Source organism: Nocardioides sp. NPDC059952, from assembly GCF_042730435.1.
Classification (GTDB): domain Bacteria; phylum Actinomycetota; class Actinomycetes; order Propionibacteriales; family Nocardioidaceae; genus Nocardioides.
Genome location: NZ_JBHWLY010000014.1, coordinates 43,033 through 56,729, shown reverse-complemented (window position 1 = coordinate 56,729; position 13,697 = coordinate 43,033). Strand labels below are relative to the sequence as shown.

14 protein-coding genes are annotated in these 13,697 nt (G+C 70.2%); 6 read left to right on the top strand and 8 right to left on the bottom strand.

Going from position 1 to position 13,697, the window contains the following annotated elements:
- The first annotated feature begins 75 nt into the window (after positions 1-75).
- The gene (locus ACFV9G_RS09090) at positions 76-1,743 is read left to right on the top strand and encodes an alpha-glucosidase (protein WP_378726952.1); all 1,668 of its coding nucleotides are present in this window, start codon (positions 76-78) and stop codon (positions 1,741-1,743) included.
- A 7-nt stretch (positions 1,744-1,750) separates the two neighbouring features.
- On the opposite strand, the gene ACFV9G_RS09085 is transcribed toward ACFV9G_RS09090, so the two are convergent.
- The 4 genes from ACFV9G_RS09085 to ACFV9G_RS09070 all read right to left on the bottom strand — a co-directional run bounded on the left by ACFV9G_RS09085 (position 1,751) and on the right by ACFV9G_RS09070 (position 7,434).
- On the bottom strand, positions 1,751-3,292 hold the full coding sequence (locus tag ACFV9G_RS09085; protein WP_378726949.1) for an alpha-amylase family glycosyl hydrolase: 1,542 nt from the start codon (positions 3,290-3,292) through the stop codon (positions 1,751-1,753).
- A gap of 94 nt (positions 3,293-3,386) precedes the next feature.
- Entirely contained in the window at positions 3,387-4,889 is a 1,503-nt protein-coding gene (locus tag ACFV9G_RS09080) for an MFS transporter (RefSeq protein ID WP_378726947.1), read from the bottom strand.
- Positions 4,890-4,906: 17 nt separating this feature from the next.
- Positions 4,907-6,100 (bottom strand): CaiB/BaiF CoA transferase family protein, encoded by a 1,194-nt coding sequence (locus tag ACFV9G_RS09075; RefSeq protein ID WP_378726945.1) that lies wholly within the window; start codon positions 6,098-6,100, stop codon positions 4,907-4,909.
- A 5-nt stretch (positions 6,101-6,105) separates the two neighbouring features.
- On the bottom strand, positions 6,106-7,434 hold the full coding sequence (locus ACFV9G_RS09070; protein WP_378726943.1) for an SLC13 family permease: 1,329 nt from the start codon (positions 7,432-7,434) through the stop codon (positions 6,106-6,108).
- Between the two features lie 110 nt (positions 7,435-7,544).
- Here ACFV9G_RS09070 and ACFV9G_RS09065 point away from each other — a divergent pair, with 110 nt between their 5' ends.
- Positions 7,545-8,246: a FadR/GntR family transcriptional regulator gene (locus ACFV9G_RS09065; RefSeq protein WP_378726941.1), complete on the top strand. Its 702-nt coding sequence runs from the start codon at positions 7,545-7,547 to the stop codon at positions 8,244-8,246.
- Entirely contained in the window at positions 8,243-9,004 is a 762-nt protein-coding gene (locus tag ACFV9G_RS09060; RefSeq protein WP_378726939.1) for a sulfite exporter TauE/SafE family protein, read from the top strand. The genes ACFV9G_RS09065 and ACFV9G_RS09060 overlap by 4 nt, the downstream gene beginning before the upstream one ends.
- Positions 9,005-9,016: 12 nt before the next feature.
- On the opposite strand, the gene ACFV9G_RS09055 is transcribed toward ACFV9G_RS09060, so the two are convergent.
- Complete coding sequence (locus ACFV9G_RS09055) at positions 9,017-9,292, bottom strand: DUF4873 domain-containing protein (protein ID WP_378726937.1); 276 nt, start codon at positions 9,290-9,292, stop codon at positions 9,017-9,019.
- Positions 9,289-9,969 (bottom strand): TetR/AcrR family transcriptional regulator, encoded by a 681-nt coding sequence (locus ACFV9G_RS09050; protein ID WP_378726935.1) that lies wholly within the window; start codon positions 9,967-9,969, stop codon positions 9,289-9,291. The genes ACFV9G_RS09055 and ACFV9G_RS09050 overlap by 4 nt, the downstream gene beginning before the upstream one ends.
- Positions 9,970-10,024: 55 nt before the next feature.
- Here ACFV9G_RS09050 and ACFV9G_RS09045 point away from each other — a divergent pair, with 55 nt between their 5' ends.
- Entirely contained in the window at positions 10,025-10,912 is an 888-nt protein-coding gene (locus ACFV9G_RS09045) for a diiron oxygenase (protein ID WP_378726933.1), read from the top strand.
- A 9-nt stretch (positions 10,913-10,921) separates the two neighbouring features.
- Here the strand turns inward: ACFV9G_RS09045 and ACFV9G_RS09040 are convergent, their stop codons facing one another.
- On the bottom strand, positions 10,922-11,500 hold the full coding sequence (locus tag ACFV9G_RS09040; RefSeq protein ID WP_378726932.1) for a TetR/AcrR family transcriptional regulator: 579 nt from the start codon (positions 11,498-11,500) through the stop codon (positions 10,922-10,924).
- Positions 11,501-11,591: 91 nt separating this feature from the next.
- Between ACFV9G_RS09040 and ACFV9G_RS09035 the strand changes: the two genes are divergently transcribed.
- Together ACFV9G_RS09035 and ACFV9G_RS09030 are read left to right on the top strand one after the other, a co-directional pair.
- Complete coding sequence (locus tag ACFV9G_RS09035; RefSeq protein ID WP_378726930.1) at positions 11,592-12,038, top strand: anthrone oxygenase family protein; 447 nt, start codon at positions 11,592-11,594, stop codon at positions 12,036-12,038.
- Between the two features lie 32 nt (positions 12,039-12,070).
- A complete protein-coding gene (locus ACFV9G_RS09030; RefSeq protein ID WP_378726927.1) occupies positions 12,071-12,505 on the top strand; it encodes a DUF4267 domain-containing protein in 435 nt (144 codons plus the stop codon).
- A 7-nt stretch (positions 12,506-12,512) separates the two neighbouring features.
- On the opposite strand, the gene ACFV9G_RS09025 is transcribed toward ACFV9G_RS09030, so the two are convergent.
- On the bottom strand, positions 12,513-13,694 hold the full coding sequence (locus ACFV9G_RS09025) for an acyl-CoA dehydrogenase family protein (protein ID WP_378726925.1): 1,182 nt from the start codon (positions 13,692-13,694) through the stop codon (positions 12,513-12,515).
- Positions 13,695-13,697 lie beyond the last annotated feature (3 nt).

Genomic DNA, 13,697 nt, shown 5'->3' with positions numbered 1-13,697 from the left:
GCGCGTATGCGCGGCGCCCTGCCCGGTTACCGCTCACGGGGACCGCCGCCGTCCGCTCCACAGGAGGAATCCAGGATGCCTTCGAACCTCACCGAACCCGCTGGTCGCACCGGGCCGGGCTGGTGGCGTTCCGCCGTCGTCTACCAGGTCTACCCGCGCAGCTTCGCCGACGGGAACGGTGATGGGGTGGGCGACCTGCGCGGGATCCGCGAGCGGCTCGATCATCTCGAGTGGCTCGGGGTCGACGTACTGTGGATCTCCCCCGTCTACCCCTCGCCGATGGCCGACAACGGCTACGACGTCAGCGACTATCACGACGTCGACCCGACGTACGGCACGCTCGCAGAGCTGGACGCGCTGATCGCCGACCTCCACCAGCGAGGGATGAAGCTGGTGATGGATCTCGTCGCGAACCACACCTCCGACGAGCACCCCTGGTTCACCGAGTCGAGCTCGAGCCCGGAGAGTCCCAAGCGGGACTGGTACTGGTGGCGAGACGAGCCCAACAACTGGGGCTCGTTCTTCTCCGGGCCGGCCTGGACCTACAGCGAGGGCAGGGCCGCCTACTACCTGCACCTGTTCACGAAGAAGCAGCCGGACCTGAACTGGGAGAACCCCGAGGTGCGGCAGGCGGTCTACGAGGTGCTGCGCTGGTGGCTCGACCGCGGTGTCGACGGCTTCCGCATGGATGTGGTGAATCTGATCTCCAAGGACCCCGAGCTCCCGGATGCGCCGGTCCTCCCCGGGCAGCGCTACGGCAACATGCGGCGGTCGGTGATCGACGGGCCGCGCGTCCACGAGTTCCTCGCCGAGATGCACCGGGAGGTCTTCGACCGGTACGACCGCGACCTGCTGCTGGTCGGGGAGACCGGCGAGACGACGGTCGAGGAGGGCCGTCGGTATACCGATCCGGCGCGTCGCGAGCTCGACATGGTCCTGCACTACGAGCATGTCGAGATCGATCACGGCACCTTCAAGTGGGACGTACGCCCCTTCGACCTCGGCCGCCTCCGTGACCGGCTCGCGGCCTGGCAGACAGGGCTCGCGGACGTGGGCTGGAACAGCCTCTACTGGGACAACCACGACCAGCCGAGGGTCGTGTCGCGCTACGGCGACGACGGCCGCTGGCGAACCGAGTCGGCCAAGCTGCTCGCGACCGTCCTGCACCTGCAGCGGGGCACCCCGTTCGTCTATCAGGGCGACGAGATCGGCATGACGAACCACCCGTTCGGCTCGATCGACGAGTTCGACGACGTGGAGGCGGTGAACTACTACCACGAGGCGGTCGCCGCCGGCCTCGAGCCCGCGGACGTGATGCGGTCGCTGCGGGCGATGTCGCGCGACAACGCGCGTACGCCGATGCAGTGGGACGCCTCCCCCGCGGCCGGCTTCACCACCGGCACGCCGTGGCTCGCGGTCAACCCGAACTACCCCGAGGTCAACGTCGCCGCACAGGTCGACGACCCGGACTCGGTGCTCTCGCACTACCGCCGGCTGATCCGGCTGCGGCACGAGGACCCGGTCGTGGTCGACGGCGACTTCTCCCTGCTGACCGACAGTCATCCGCAGATCTTCGCCTTCCGCCGCCGCCACCCGAGCGGGGAGCTGGTCGTGATCGCCAACTTCAGCAGCACCAAGGCCGACCTGGGCGAGCTCGCCGAGGCGTGCCGCGGCGAGCTCGTGATCGGGAGCGGCGACGGCCCGGTGATGGCTCCGTGGGAGACGCGGGTCCTCCGCCGCTGAGCCCGGCTCAGCCCTCGCCTAGCAACCAGACCGCGGTGTCCGGCGGCAGCTCGGAGGCGAGCGGCTCGCCGCTGCAGATCACGACGTAGCCACGAGGCAGCGGCGTGGGCACCGCGCCGCAGTTGAGGACGACGCTCAGCCGGCCGCGGCGGAAGGCGATGACCCCCTCGGGCGCATCGAGGAACCTGACCTCCTTCTCGCCACCTCGGACGTGGTGGCGGCGGGCCGCGAGCGCCGACCGGTAGAGCTCGAGGGTCGAGTCCGGCCGGCCGGTCTGCGCGGCCACGGTCAGGTCTGCCCACTGGACCGGTTGCGGCAGCCACGGCTGTCCCTCGCCGGGACCGAAACCGAAGGGCGGTGCGTCACCGCTCCACGGCAGCGGCACCCGACAGCCGTCGCGGCCGTTCCCACCTTCCGCCCACGGGTCCTGCTGGTGTTCTGGGGGCAGGTCCACGTGCGGGAGCCCGAGCTCCTCACCCTGGTAGAGGCACGCCGACCCGGGCAGCGCCAGCATCGTCAACGTCGCCGCGCGAGCGCGGGCCAGCGCCTGCGCCCCGTCGCCGTAGCGGGTGCGGTGGCGTACCGCGTCGTGGTTGGAGAGGACCCACGTCGGCCAGGCGTCGGACCCGCTCAGCGTCTCCAGGGTGGTCACGATCGCATCGGTGAACTCGCGCGCGGACCAGTGCGCCTGCAGCCACCGGAAGTTGAACGCCTGCTCGAACTCGTCGCGACGCAGATAACCACGGAGGTTCGCCCGGCCCCGGGTCCACGCCTCGGCGATCAGCATCCGCTCACCCGGGTAGGACGCGACGAGGTCGTGCCAGTCCCGGTAGACGTCGTGGACGTCGGGATGGTCCCACATCGGGTCGTCCTCGATGCCGTCGTCGTACATCACGGCCGGGTCGGAGTTGGGTGACCGTCCCGCCGGGACGTACTGGTCACGCAGGGTCTTGACCAACCCGTGCGCCACGTCGACGCGGAAACCGTCGACGCCACGGTCCAGCCACCACCTCAGCACGGAGCGGAACTCCTCGGCCACCTCGGGGTGGCGCCAGTTGAGGTCGGGCTCCTCCTCGTCGAACATGTGGAGATACCACTGCCCGTCCTCGACCCGTGTCCACGCCGGCTGGCCGAAGACGGACCTCCAGTTGGTCGGCGGCTCCTCGCCGTCGGCCCCTCGGCCGTCGCGGAAGAGGTAGCGATCGCGTTCCGGCGAGCCCGGGCCGGCAGAGAGTGCCTCGATGAACCACGGGTGGCTCGAGGAGGTGTGGTTGGGGATCAGATCGATGATCACCTTCAGACCGACCTCGTGCGCCCTCGCGAGCAGGTCGTCGGCGTCGGAGAGCGTCCCGAACAGCGGGTCCACGCCGCGCGGGTCGACGACGTCGTACCCGTAGTCGATCTGCGGCGAGGGATAGAACGGCGAGAGCCAGATCGCATCCACCCCGAGGCCGGCCAGATGATCCAGGCGCGAGGTGATTCCGGCGAGATCGCCGGTGCCGTCCCCGTCCGCATCGGCGAACGAGCGCGGATAGATCTGGTACGTCACGGCCTCACGCCACCACGGAGAATCCACGAGAGGCTCGGTAACCGGACACCGCTCAGGTCATGCCACGCGGGCCGGACGACGGTCGGCGAGGGCCTCAGTGGTCGTGGTCGGCGGGGTGGAGCTGCGTGCCGGTCACACCGCAGTGCGCACACGTCTCGATGTGGACCCGGTGGTCGTCGGGCTCGGGCCCGGCCGCGAGCGGGCGCCGGATGAACACCGCCGAGAGCGCCGCGCCGAGGAGCAGGAGGGCGGCGTTGAGGATCATCGCCGTGCCGTAGCCGTCGTCGAAGGTCTGCGGGTTCGTGTAGTCGTCGCCGGCGATCCCGACCGCCGCCGGGACGACGGCCACGGCGAGCAGCCCGGCGGTCCGAGCCACCGCGTTGTTGATCCCGGAGGCGATGCCGGCATGCCGATCGTCGGCGGCGTCGAGCACGGTCGCGGTCAGCGGCGAGACCAGCAGCGTGAGCCCGGAGGCGAAGAGTAGGACGGGCAGGAGAACGTCGGGGACGTACGCCGCCTGCGGGCCGATCCGCCCCATCCAGAGCACGCCGCCGGCCGCGAGCACCGGCCCGAGCGTCATCGGCAGGCGCGGACCGATGCGCTGGGCCAGCGCGCCCGCACGGGACGAGAAGAGCAGCATCACCACGGTCACCGGGAGCAGCGCCGATCCCGCCTCGAGGGGCGACCAGCCGCTGACGATCTGGAGCTGGAGGACGAGCAGCACGAAGATCACGCCGAGTGCTGCGTACACGAGCAGTGTGACGGCGTTGGCCGCACTGAACTGGGGGTTGCGAAACAGCTCGAGCGGGACCAGCGGGTGGGCCGAGCGCGCCTCGAAGACCACGAAGGCAGCCAGGCAGGCGACGCCCGCGGCTGCGGTCGCCGCCGCGTAGCCGGCGAAGCCCGCCTCCCCCGCCCCGGTCAGCCCGAAGGTGAGAGCGCCGAGGCCGGCCGCGGCGAGCAGCGTGCCGGTCACGTCGATGGGGCCGCCGGCGTCGGGGTCGCGACTCTCCGGGACATGGCGCATGGTGACCACGACGATGAGCACCGCCACGGGAACGTTGATGAGGAAGACCAGCCGCCAGTCCAGCTCGACCAGCCAGCCGCCGACGAGCGGCCCGATCGCGGCCGCGATGCCGCTGAGACCCGACCAGGCGCCGACGGCCGCGGACCGGTCCTCGGCATGGAACGACGCGGCGATGATCGCCAGGCTCCCCGGCGTCAGCAGCGCACCGCCCACCCCTTGCAGCCCGCGCGCCGCGATCAGCAGGTTGATGTCGGGCGCCAGCCCGCACAACAGCGACGCGACGGCGAACCACACCACGCCGATGAGGAACACCCGACGCCGGCCGAAGCGGTCGCCGAGGGATCCGCCGAGCAGGATCAGGGACGCGAGGCTCAGCGTGTAGGCGTTGACCGTCCACTGCAGACCGGAGAAGCCCGCACCGAGGTCCTCCCCGATCCGGCCGAGGGCGACGTTGACGACGGTCGAGTCCAGCATCGCCAGGCCGGAGCCCAGCACCGTCGTCGCCAGCACCCAGCGGCCGCGGGCACTCCCCAGCCGGAGCGGAGCGTCCTCGCTCACAGAGTCGTCCATGAGCCGCAGTATCCCAGTCAGTCGCCGTTCTGCTCCGGGTTCAAGGACTGTTCCGCCACCCACGTACGCAGCCGGGGTCCGTGCTGGTCGAGGGTGGGTGGCGCGGCGTGGTCGGTGGGGGTCACCTCCGCCCCGTCGTTGAAGAACCGCAGCGGCGGTCCGGGGAGGGTCAGGTGGCCGAGGGTGGAGTGGTCGACGTCGATCAGCAGACCCTGGCTGGCGGTCTGCTCCCAGGCGTAGACCTCGTCCAGGGAGCGCACCTTGCCGGCCGGGACACCGGCATCGGCGAGCTTGGCGAGCAGCTCCTCGGCCGGCCAGGGCGCGAAGAGCGCCTCGACGAGCTCGACGACCTTCTCCCGATTGGCCGCCCGCTCGGGGTTGGTCGCCATCCCCTCGAGGTCCGGCGAGATGTCGAAGGCGGCGCAGAACCTCCGCCACAACCCCTCGCTGCCGACCGCGATCTGCACGGTCCCGTCGGCGCAGCGGAACAGGCCGTACGGCGAGATGCTCGGGTGATGGTTGCCCTGGGCTCGCCCGACCTCGCCGGCCACGGTCCAACGGGTGCCCTGGAAGCCATGGACGCCGACGACGGCGGAGAGCAACGAGGTGCGGACGACGGTGCCGCGGCCGGTGCGGTCGCGCTCGTGAAGAGCGGCGAGCACCCCGTAGGCGCCGTACATCCCGGCCAGCAGGTCGGCGATGGGCGTACCGACCCGCTGGGGGTCCCCAGGACCCGATCCGGTGAGCGACATCAGCCCGGCCTCGCCCTGCGCGATCTGGTCGTAGCCGGACCGGCCGCCCTCGGGGCCGTCGTGGCCGAACCCGGTGATCGAGAGCACCACGAGGCGCGGGTTGCGGGCCTGGAGGTCGTCGATGCCGAGCCCGAGCCGGTCCAGGACGCCGGTGCGGAAGTTCTCGATGAGCACGTCGGCCCGGTCGACCAGGCGCAGCAGCACGTCCTTGTCGTCGGTGTCCTTGAGGTCGAGGGTGATCGACTCCTTGTTGCGGTTGGCGGAGAGGAAGTACGTCGCCTCCTGCTGCCCCGCCTCCCCCACGAACGGCGGGCCCCAGCCCCGGGTGTCGTCGCCGTGCCCGGGCGCCTCGACCTTGATCACGCGGGCGCCGAGGTCGCCCATCATCATCGCGGCGTGCGGCCCGGCCAGGGCGCGGGAGAGGTCGAGGACGACGACGTCGTCGAGCGGTCCACGCATGCCCGTCACCAGCCCGGGAGGACCATGGTGGCCCAGACCAGGAGGGGACCGACGAGCACCACGATGACGCTGTAGCCGAGGATCTGCTTGTAGTAGCGCTCCTCGGTGATGGTGTCGGGCCGGTTGGCCAGCATCAGCGCGCCGTTGGTGGAGAACGGGCTCACGTCGACGATGGTCGAGGAGATCGCCAGCGCGGCGACGAACATGGCGGCGGAGATCCCGCCCTCGGCGATCAGCGGGACCGAGATCGGGATGATGATGGGAAGCAGCGCCGTCGAGGAGGCGAACGCGGAGACGACCGCGCCGACGTAGCAGAGGACGAGGGCTCCGATCGCCGCGACGCCCAGGCCGGCCGCCCAGCTACCCACGAACTCCGGCGATCCCGCTGTGTTCAAGATCGTGGCGTACGTCGAGACGCCGGCGACCAGCAGCACCGTCGGCCAGGCGATCTGACGGATGGCGTCCTTGTGCTGGCTCGGCGAGAGCGCCGCGAGGACGGTCGCCGCGGTGATCGAGGCGAAGCCGATGTTCTTGTCGAAGAACAGGGCGACGGCGGCGACGATCACGAAGGCCGCCAGGGTCAGGACCTGCTCGGTGCGGATGCCTGGCTTGGTCCCCGTCGGGGCGACGGTGCCGTAGCCGCGGGCCGGGACGGTGACGCCGCCCTCGTTCAGGTCGCTCGGTACGCCGGCGGCGGCCCTCGCCGCCTCGTCGGGATCGAGCCGCATGCTCATCAACGCTCGTCCGCCGAGGGCGAAGAACAGGATGGTCGCCATGATCAGGTTGACCACCAGGCTGGCCAGGAAGATCGTCATCTCGCTGGCGGGCAGGCCGTTGTCGACCATGACCGAGTTGGTGATCGTGCCGTAGATGCTGATCGGCGAGAAGCCACCGCCCTGGGCACCGTGCACGACGAACATGCCCATCATCAGCGGGTTGATCTTGTAGCGGCCCGCGAACCCGAGCGCCACCGGTCCGATGATCGCGCAGGCCGCCGGGCTGGCGGCTCCCATGGCGGTCAGCAGCGCGGTCACGCCGAACATCACCCACGGGATCAGGGCGACCCTGCCGCCCACCGCGCGTACGGCACTGCTGACGATCAGATCGACCGTGCCGTTGTTCCTCGCGATCGCGAACAGATAGGTCACCCCTATCAGCGTCAGGATCAGGTCGGCGCTGACTCCGGCCAGGATCTCCTTCTCGTCGAGGTTCAGCGCGAACATCCCGACGAGCCACGCGGCTACGTACGCCAGCGCTCCCATGTTGATCGGCAGCAACGTGCCCGCCACGAACAAGGCGACCAGCGCGATGATCGCCACCCATTCCGGTCCCATCGGACTTCCCTTCTGTCTGGCCCCCGCCTGACACCGGATGTGACTCACATCACCACGGCTCAGTGGCCTAGCCAATAGGACAATGGGTCGAACGTCAATACCCTGTAGCCATGAGTGAGTCCGCGCGCTTTCCGCGTCCACTGCAGCGAACCCGCCTGTACGAGCAGGTCGCGGAGCAGATCACGGCCTGGATCTCGGAGAACGACCTGAAGTCCGGAGACCGCCTCCCGCCGGAGAGACAGCTCGCGACCAGCCTCGGCGTGAGCCGAGCGACCCTCAGCCAGGCCCTGGTCGCGCTCGAGGTGATCGGCGTCGTCGCGGTTCGCCACGGCGACGGCACGGTGCTGACCGACAAGCCGCGGGTCGAGCGCATCACCGATGCGATCCGGGCCCACGCGGAGCGGATCCCCGACGTCATCGAGGCGCGCGACGCTCTGGAGACGAAGCTCGCCGCACTGGCGGCACAGCGGCGTACGCAGGAGGACCTGGACCACATCGAGGCGGCACTGAAGGCGATGGACGATGACATCGCGGGCGGCGGGCGCGGCGTCCACGGCGACGAGCTGTTCCACCGGGCGGTGACCCAGGCGGCCCACTCTCCCCTGCTCGAACAGATGATGTCCGAGATCAGCGAGCTGATCCGCGAGACCCGCATCGAGTCGCTCTCCCAGCCCGACCGCCCCAAGACCTCGCTCGCCGGCCATCAGAAGATCGCCGACGCGATCGCCGCCAGTGACGCCGAACGTGCCGCCGCGGCCATGCACGGCCACGTCATGCTGGTCAGCGACGTCGCTCTTCTTCGCGACGAATGACGGCACTCGACCAGCTCTTCGTGCTCGCCGCGGGTCTGGGTGCGGGCATCCTCACCTCCACCGTCGGCGTCGCCTCGCTGCTCAGCTTCCCCGTCCTGGTCGCGGTCGGTCTCCCGCCGGTCGTGGCCAACACGTCCAACACGGTCGGGATGACACCGGCCGGGCTCAGCGGCTCCTTCGGCTACCGGCGCGAGCTGGCCGAGCATCCGGGCGTGACCGCCGCCGTGCTGATCACTGCGGGCGGCGGCAGCATCGTCGGGTCGTTGCTGCTGCTGTGGTTGCCGGGCTCGGTCTTCGAGGCGGTCGTGCCGTGGCTGATCCTGGGGACCTGCGTACTCGTGGGGGTGCAGCCGCGGCTGAGCCGCTTCCTGCGCGAGCACGCCGCCGATCACGAGCCGCGGGAGCGGATCTCCGGTTTCACCTCGGTGTTCGCGACGCTGACGGGCGTCTACGGCGGCTACTTCGGTGCCGGTTCCGGGGTGATGATGATGGCCGTGCTCGGACTCGGGACCGATCTGGAGTTCCGTACGGTCAACGCGCTCAAGACGTTCGCGGTGATGGCCTCGAACGTGGTCGCGACGGTGATCTTCGTGGCCATCGCAGACCTCGACTGGCGCGCCGTCGGCCTGCTCGCCGCCGGATCCGTCGTGGGCGGGTACGTCGGATCGCACATCGGCCGCCGGCTGCCGACCACGGTGCTGCGCTCCTTGATCGTCGTCGTCGGGATCGGCGCCGCGACGCTCATGCTCGTGCGCTGAGGTTCGTCAGCGTCAGAACGGCGGCTTTCCCGTCCCGGCGACCCGAAAGCGTCCCCAGGGGTCGATGTCGGAGAGCCGCCCCTCGGCCTCGCCGTGGTCGGTGTGGACGGTGACGCTCTGGCCGTTCCGTACGCCTTCGAGGGCTGTGCCGACGCGGCCGTACCAGTGGAAGTGGCCGTCGATCGGCTGGAAGACGCCGCGCAGCGCGACGTCGACCTCCCAGGTGCCGTGCTCGGACTCGAGACGGGCGGGGCCGTCGTAGAGGTGCTGGGGCTCGTGCTCGCTCATCGGGGGCTCTTTCGCAGTGGGGTGACGATCTCGGGGCGATCCAGGGCGCTCAGGTCGACGCCGTACTCGGCGGTGGTGCCCTCCAGCGCGTGCCAGACGAACTCGCTGAGATAGCGGGTGAAGGCGGCGCGCGACATGGTGCGCCGGTCGAGCCACCACTGGCCGGCGGACTCACCGATCCCGACGAGGCTGTGTGCCCACGGCTCGGCGCCGGCGGCGTCGACACCGAGGCGGCCGAAGGTGTCGCCGAGCAGGCGCGCGAAGGTGGCCGCGATGAGCTGCTTGCCGTCCGCGAGCGGGTCGGTGCCGCCGGTGTGCTGGCGCACCAGGAGCAGATAGACGTTCGGGTGCTCGGCGATGGTCTCGACGTACGCCGCGACCCCGGCCTCGACCCGCTGGCGGGTCGACGCGGGTGCGAGCACCGCGTCGACGACCGCATCGAGGATCTGCCGCGCCGCCCACATCCCCACCGCGGCGTGCAGTTCGGCCTTGTCCGCGAAATAGCGGTAGAGCACCGGCTTGCTGACCCCGGCCTCCACGGCGATGTCGGCGATCGAGACCTCCGCCCCGGCCGAGTCGACGGCGCGAACGGCTGCCGCCACCAGCTCCGCCCGTCTGGTCTCGCGGTGGGCGTCCCAGCGCGAGGAGCGGCCGTCGTCCTTGACCTTCCGTGTCATGTCCTGCACTCTAGCAACTACCTGTAACTCTTGGTAACACCTAGTTGGGAGAACCATGACCGTCGCCGACCCGACCTCCGACCGGCTCCTGCGCTCCACCGCGCGTCAGTCCTACGACCCGGAGGTCGACCTGGACTGGGACGCCGCGCCGGTCGAGGGACTGTGGTGGATGCAGCCCGAGCGCGTCTCCCTCTATGGCACGCCGACCTGGGACCGGCTCACCCAGGAGCAGCAGATCGAGCTCTCCCGGCACGAGGTGGCCAGCATCATGAGCGTCGGCCTGTGGTTCGAGGTGCTGCTGATGCAGCTGCTGCTCCGGGAGGTCTACGGGGCGGACCCACGCACGGCCCGGACGCAGTACGCACTGACTGAGATCGGCGACGAGACCCGGCACTCGGTGATGTTCGGCCGGGCGATCGCGGCGATGGGAGCACCGGCGTACGGCCCCCGGCCCGCCGTCCTGCGCATCGGGAAGTTCGCCCCGCTGCTGCACGGAGCCAGCGTCTTCTCCGCGACGCTGGTCGGCGAGGAGCCGCTCGACCGGTGGCAGCGCGAGCTGATGAAGGACGAGCGCTGCCAGCCGCTGACCCGGATGGCCTCCCGCATCCACGTCACCGAGGAGGCCCGCCACTTCACCTTCGCCCGCGAGGAGCTCGCTGCGGCGATGTCGCAGAAGATGGGGCGTACGCAGCTCCGGCTGCACCAGAACCTCACCGCCCGCTCGGCCTATGTGATGGCGCGCTCGCTGGTCCACCCGGACTGCTACGCGGCCGTCGGCCTCGACCCGATGGCGGCCCGTCGCGAAGCGCTCGGCAACGAGCACTACCGCGCGACCCTGGCGTGGATGGGCGAGAAGATGATGCCGTACCTCACCGAGCACGGGATGGTCTCGGAGAAGGACCGCAAGCTCTGGCGGGCCTCCTTCCTGGTGCCGCGCGACTGACGCGGCGCGTCAGACCACGGCGAGGCGGTCTACCAACAGCTCGACCCTGCGCTCGGCATCCTCCGGCAGCAGCCGCCTCGACCGGGTCAGGGTCGCGATACCGTGCAGGGACGCCCAGAACACCTCGGTGAACAGCTCCGGGTCGACCCCGTCGCCGGCGACGGCGCCCAGGGTCTCCATCAGTGCCGCGAAGGCATCCTTCAGCGGCTCCGGGGTGTCCTCCTGCGCGTACGCCAGGCCGCCGTCGAGCTGGAACAGGGCGTCGTAGACCGCCGGGTTGCGGTCGGCGAAGTCGAGATAGGCGCGAGCCAGGGCGGCGACGCGCTCGCGCGGGGTGCTCGCGGCGGCCGTCGCCGCCCGCATCGCCACGGCCATCTCGGAGGCGCCCTCGAGGGCGACGGCGCCGATGATCTCGCGCTTGCCGCGGAAGTGGCTGTAGAGGACGGGCTGGCTGTATTCGATCCGCTCGGCGAGCCGGCGCGTGGTCACCGCGTCCCAGCCCTGCTGCTCGGCGAGCTCGCGGGCGGTCGCCACGATCAGGCGCTCTCGGTCCGCTCGTTCTCGCTGCTTGCGCTCCTGTACCGACATGACCCGAATGCTAGCACTGCTAGACATTCGAGCAATAGCACTGCTAGCGTCGCACCTTGTCCTAGCAATGCTAGATATCTGAAGGAGCATCATGTTCAGCACACTCGAGGTCCTCACCACCGTGGTCGTCGGCCTGATGGTGGGGGTCGAGTTCTCGGTCGCCTTCATCATGAGCCGGATCCTCAACGCGCTCCCCGAGGACGCCGGCCAGCTCGGCCACGCACACGGCGGCCGGATGCTCGGCGCCGTGATGCCGGTCTGGTACATCGGGTCGCTCGTGCTCGTCGGCATCTGGGCCATCGCCGGGTGGCAACACCACGGCACCGCCCTGGTCGTCACAGCGGGCGCGCTGCTGGCCCTCAGCGTGGTCATGTCGGTGCTGCTGCTCGTCCCGATCAACAACCGGAACAAGGCCTGGACCCCCGAGAACCGGCCCGACGACTGGAAGGCGCAGCTGGGTCGCTGGGAACGCTGGCACTACCTCCGTGTCGCCGTCATCGTCGCCGCCTTCGCCCTGCTGGTCACCGCCCTCATCTGAGCCCTCAGACGAACCCCACAAGGAGAAGCACCATGTCGCTGAAGAACGTCAACACGGTCCTCGCCACCGTCATCACCCTGTTCGCCTTCTACCTCGCCTTCTCGTTCATCGTGATTCCCGAGGTATCGGCTCCCGGCGTCGGCCTGCCGACCTGGCCCGAGGGCGACGGCGGCGGATTCCTCGTCATGAAGGGCATCCGCGAGCTCTCGATGGGCCTGATCACCGCGATCCTGCTGGTGACCGGTCATCGCCGTGCCCTGGGCCTGGTCCTGCTGATGGAGGCCGTCGCCCCGTTCGGCGACATGATCAACGTGCTGACCCACCACGGCACCATCGCCGCTGCGCTCGGCATCCACGGACTCACCGCGGTCCTGATCGCGGTCAGCGGCCTGCTGCTCCTCCGGGAGACCCGCAGCCCCGACGCGACCGCAACGCGGGCGCCCGCCGAGCAGCACCCGGTCGCCTGATGGACCGTCAGCGGAAGGCGGACTCCCCCGTGAGCGCCTGGCCGATGATGAGCTGGTGGACCTCGCTGGTGCCCTCGTACGTCAGCACGGACTCGAGGTTGTTGGCGTGACGCAGGATCGGGTATTCGAGCGTGACGCCGGCGGCAGCCAGGATGGTGCGGCACTCACGAGCGATCGCGATGGCCTCGCGGACGTTGTTGAGCTTGCCCAGCGAGATCTGCTCCGAGCGCAGGGCGCCCTCGTCCTTCAGCCGGCCCAGGTGCAGCGCGAGCAGCATCGCCTTGCCGAGCTCCAAGGTCATGTCGGCGAGCTTGGTCTGAGTGATCTGGTAGCCGGCGAGCGGCTTGTCGTAGATCTCGCGGGAGGCGGCGTACGCGATGGCGGACTCGAGGCAGTCGCGGGCCGCGCCGACGGCGCCGAAGACGATGCCGAAGCGGGCCTCGTTGAGGCAGGAAAGCGGACCCTTCAGACCTCTGACCTCGGGGAACGCGGCGGAGGCCGGCAGCCGCACCGAGTCCAGGACGATCTCGCCGGTGACCGAGGCACGCAGCGAGAGCTTCTGCTTGATCACTGGCGCGGAGAAGCCGGGGGTGTCGGTGGGGACCACGAAGCCACGGATGCCCTTGCCGTCCTCGCCCTCGTCGGTCTGGGCCCAGACGACGGCGACGTCGGCGACCGGGGCGTTGGTGATCCACATCTTGGTGCCGGTGAGCACCCAGTCGTCGCCGTCGCGGCGCGCCCGCGTCCGCATCCCGGCCGGGTTGGAGCCGAAGTCGGGCTCGGTGAGCCCGAAGCACCCGATCGCCTCGCCGGCCGCCATCCGCGGCAGCCACTCCTGCTTCTGCTCCTCGCTGCCCCACTTCCAGATCGCGAACATCGCCAGCGACCCCTGCACCGAGACCAGCGAGCGGATCCCGGAGTCGGCCGCCTCGAGCTCGAGACAGGCCAGGCCGTACGCCGTCGCGCTGGTGCCCGCGCAGCCGTAGCCCTCCAGGTGCATCCCGAGGACGCCGAGCTTGCCGAGCTCGGGAGCCAGCTCCTTGACCGGGACCGAGCCGGCCTCGAACCAGTCGGCGAGGTGCGGCTTGATCTCCTTCTCCGCGAAGGATCTGACCGTGTCGCGGATCGCGCGGTCCTCGTCGCCGATGAGTGCCTCGGTGCCGAAGAGCTCGAGCGGGGTCTGGGGCATGGG

Excerpts from the sequence above, each read along its gene's own strand:
- ACFV9G_RS09075 (WP_378726945.1), bottom strand. The coding sequence starts at position 6,100 with ATGCGTGGACCGCTCGACGACGTCGTCGTCCTCGACCTCTCCCGCGCC.
- ACFV9G_RS09040 (WP_378726932.1), bottom strand. The coding sequence starts at position 11,500 with ATGTCGGTACAGGAGCGCAAGCAGCGAGAACGAGCGGACCGAGAGCGC.
- ACFV9G_RS09035 (WP_378726930.1), top strand. The coding sequence starts at position 11,592 with ATGTTCAGCACACTCGAGGTCCTCACCACCGTGGTCGTCGGCCTGATG.
- ACFV9G_RS09065 (WP_378726941.1), top strand. The coding sequence starts at position 7,545 with ATGAGTGAGTCCGCGCGCTTTCCGCGTCCACTGCAGCGAACCCGCCTG.
- ACFV9G_RS09070 (WP_378726943.1), bottom strand. The coding sequence starts at position 7,434 with ATGGGACCGGAATGGGTGGCGATCATCGCGCTGGTCGCCTTGTTCGTG.
- ACFV9G_RS09060 (WP_378726939.1), top strand. The coding sequence starts at position 8,243 with ATGACGGCACTCGACCAGCTCTTCGTGCTCGCCGCGGGTCTGGGTGCG.
- ACFV9G_RS09090 (WP_378726952.1), top strand. The coding sequence starts at position 76 with ATGCCTTCGAACCTCACCGAACCCGCTGGTCGCACCGGGCCGGGCTGG.
- ACFV9G_RS09030 (WP_378726927.1), top strand. The coding sequence starts at position 12,071 with ATGTCGCTGAAGAACGTCAACACGGTCCTCGCCACCGTCATCACCCTG.
- ACFV9G_RS09025 (WP_378726925.1), bottom strand. The coding sequence starts at position 13,694 with ATGCCCCAGACCCCGCTCGAGCTCTTCGGCACCGAGGCACTCATCGGC.
- ACFV9G_RS09045 (WP_378726933.1), top strand. The coding sequence starts at position 10,025 with ATGACCGTCGCCGACCCGACCTCCGACCGGCTCCTGCGCTCCACCGCG.
- ACFV9G_RS09080 (WP_378726947.1), bottom strand. The coding sequence starts at position 4,889 with ATGGACGACTCTGTGAGCGAGGACGCTCCGCTCCGGCTGGGGAGTGCC.
- ACFV9G_RS09055 (WP_378726937.1), bottom strand. The coding sequence starts at position 9,292 with ATGAGCGAGCACGAGCCCCAGCACCTCTACGACGGCCCCGCCCGTCTC.
- ACFV9G_RS09050 (WP_378726935.1), bottom strand. The coding sequence starts at position 9,969 with ATGACACGGAAGGTCAAGGACGACGGCCGCTCCTCGCGCTGGGACGCC.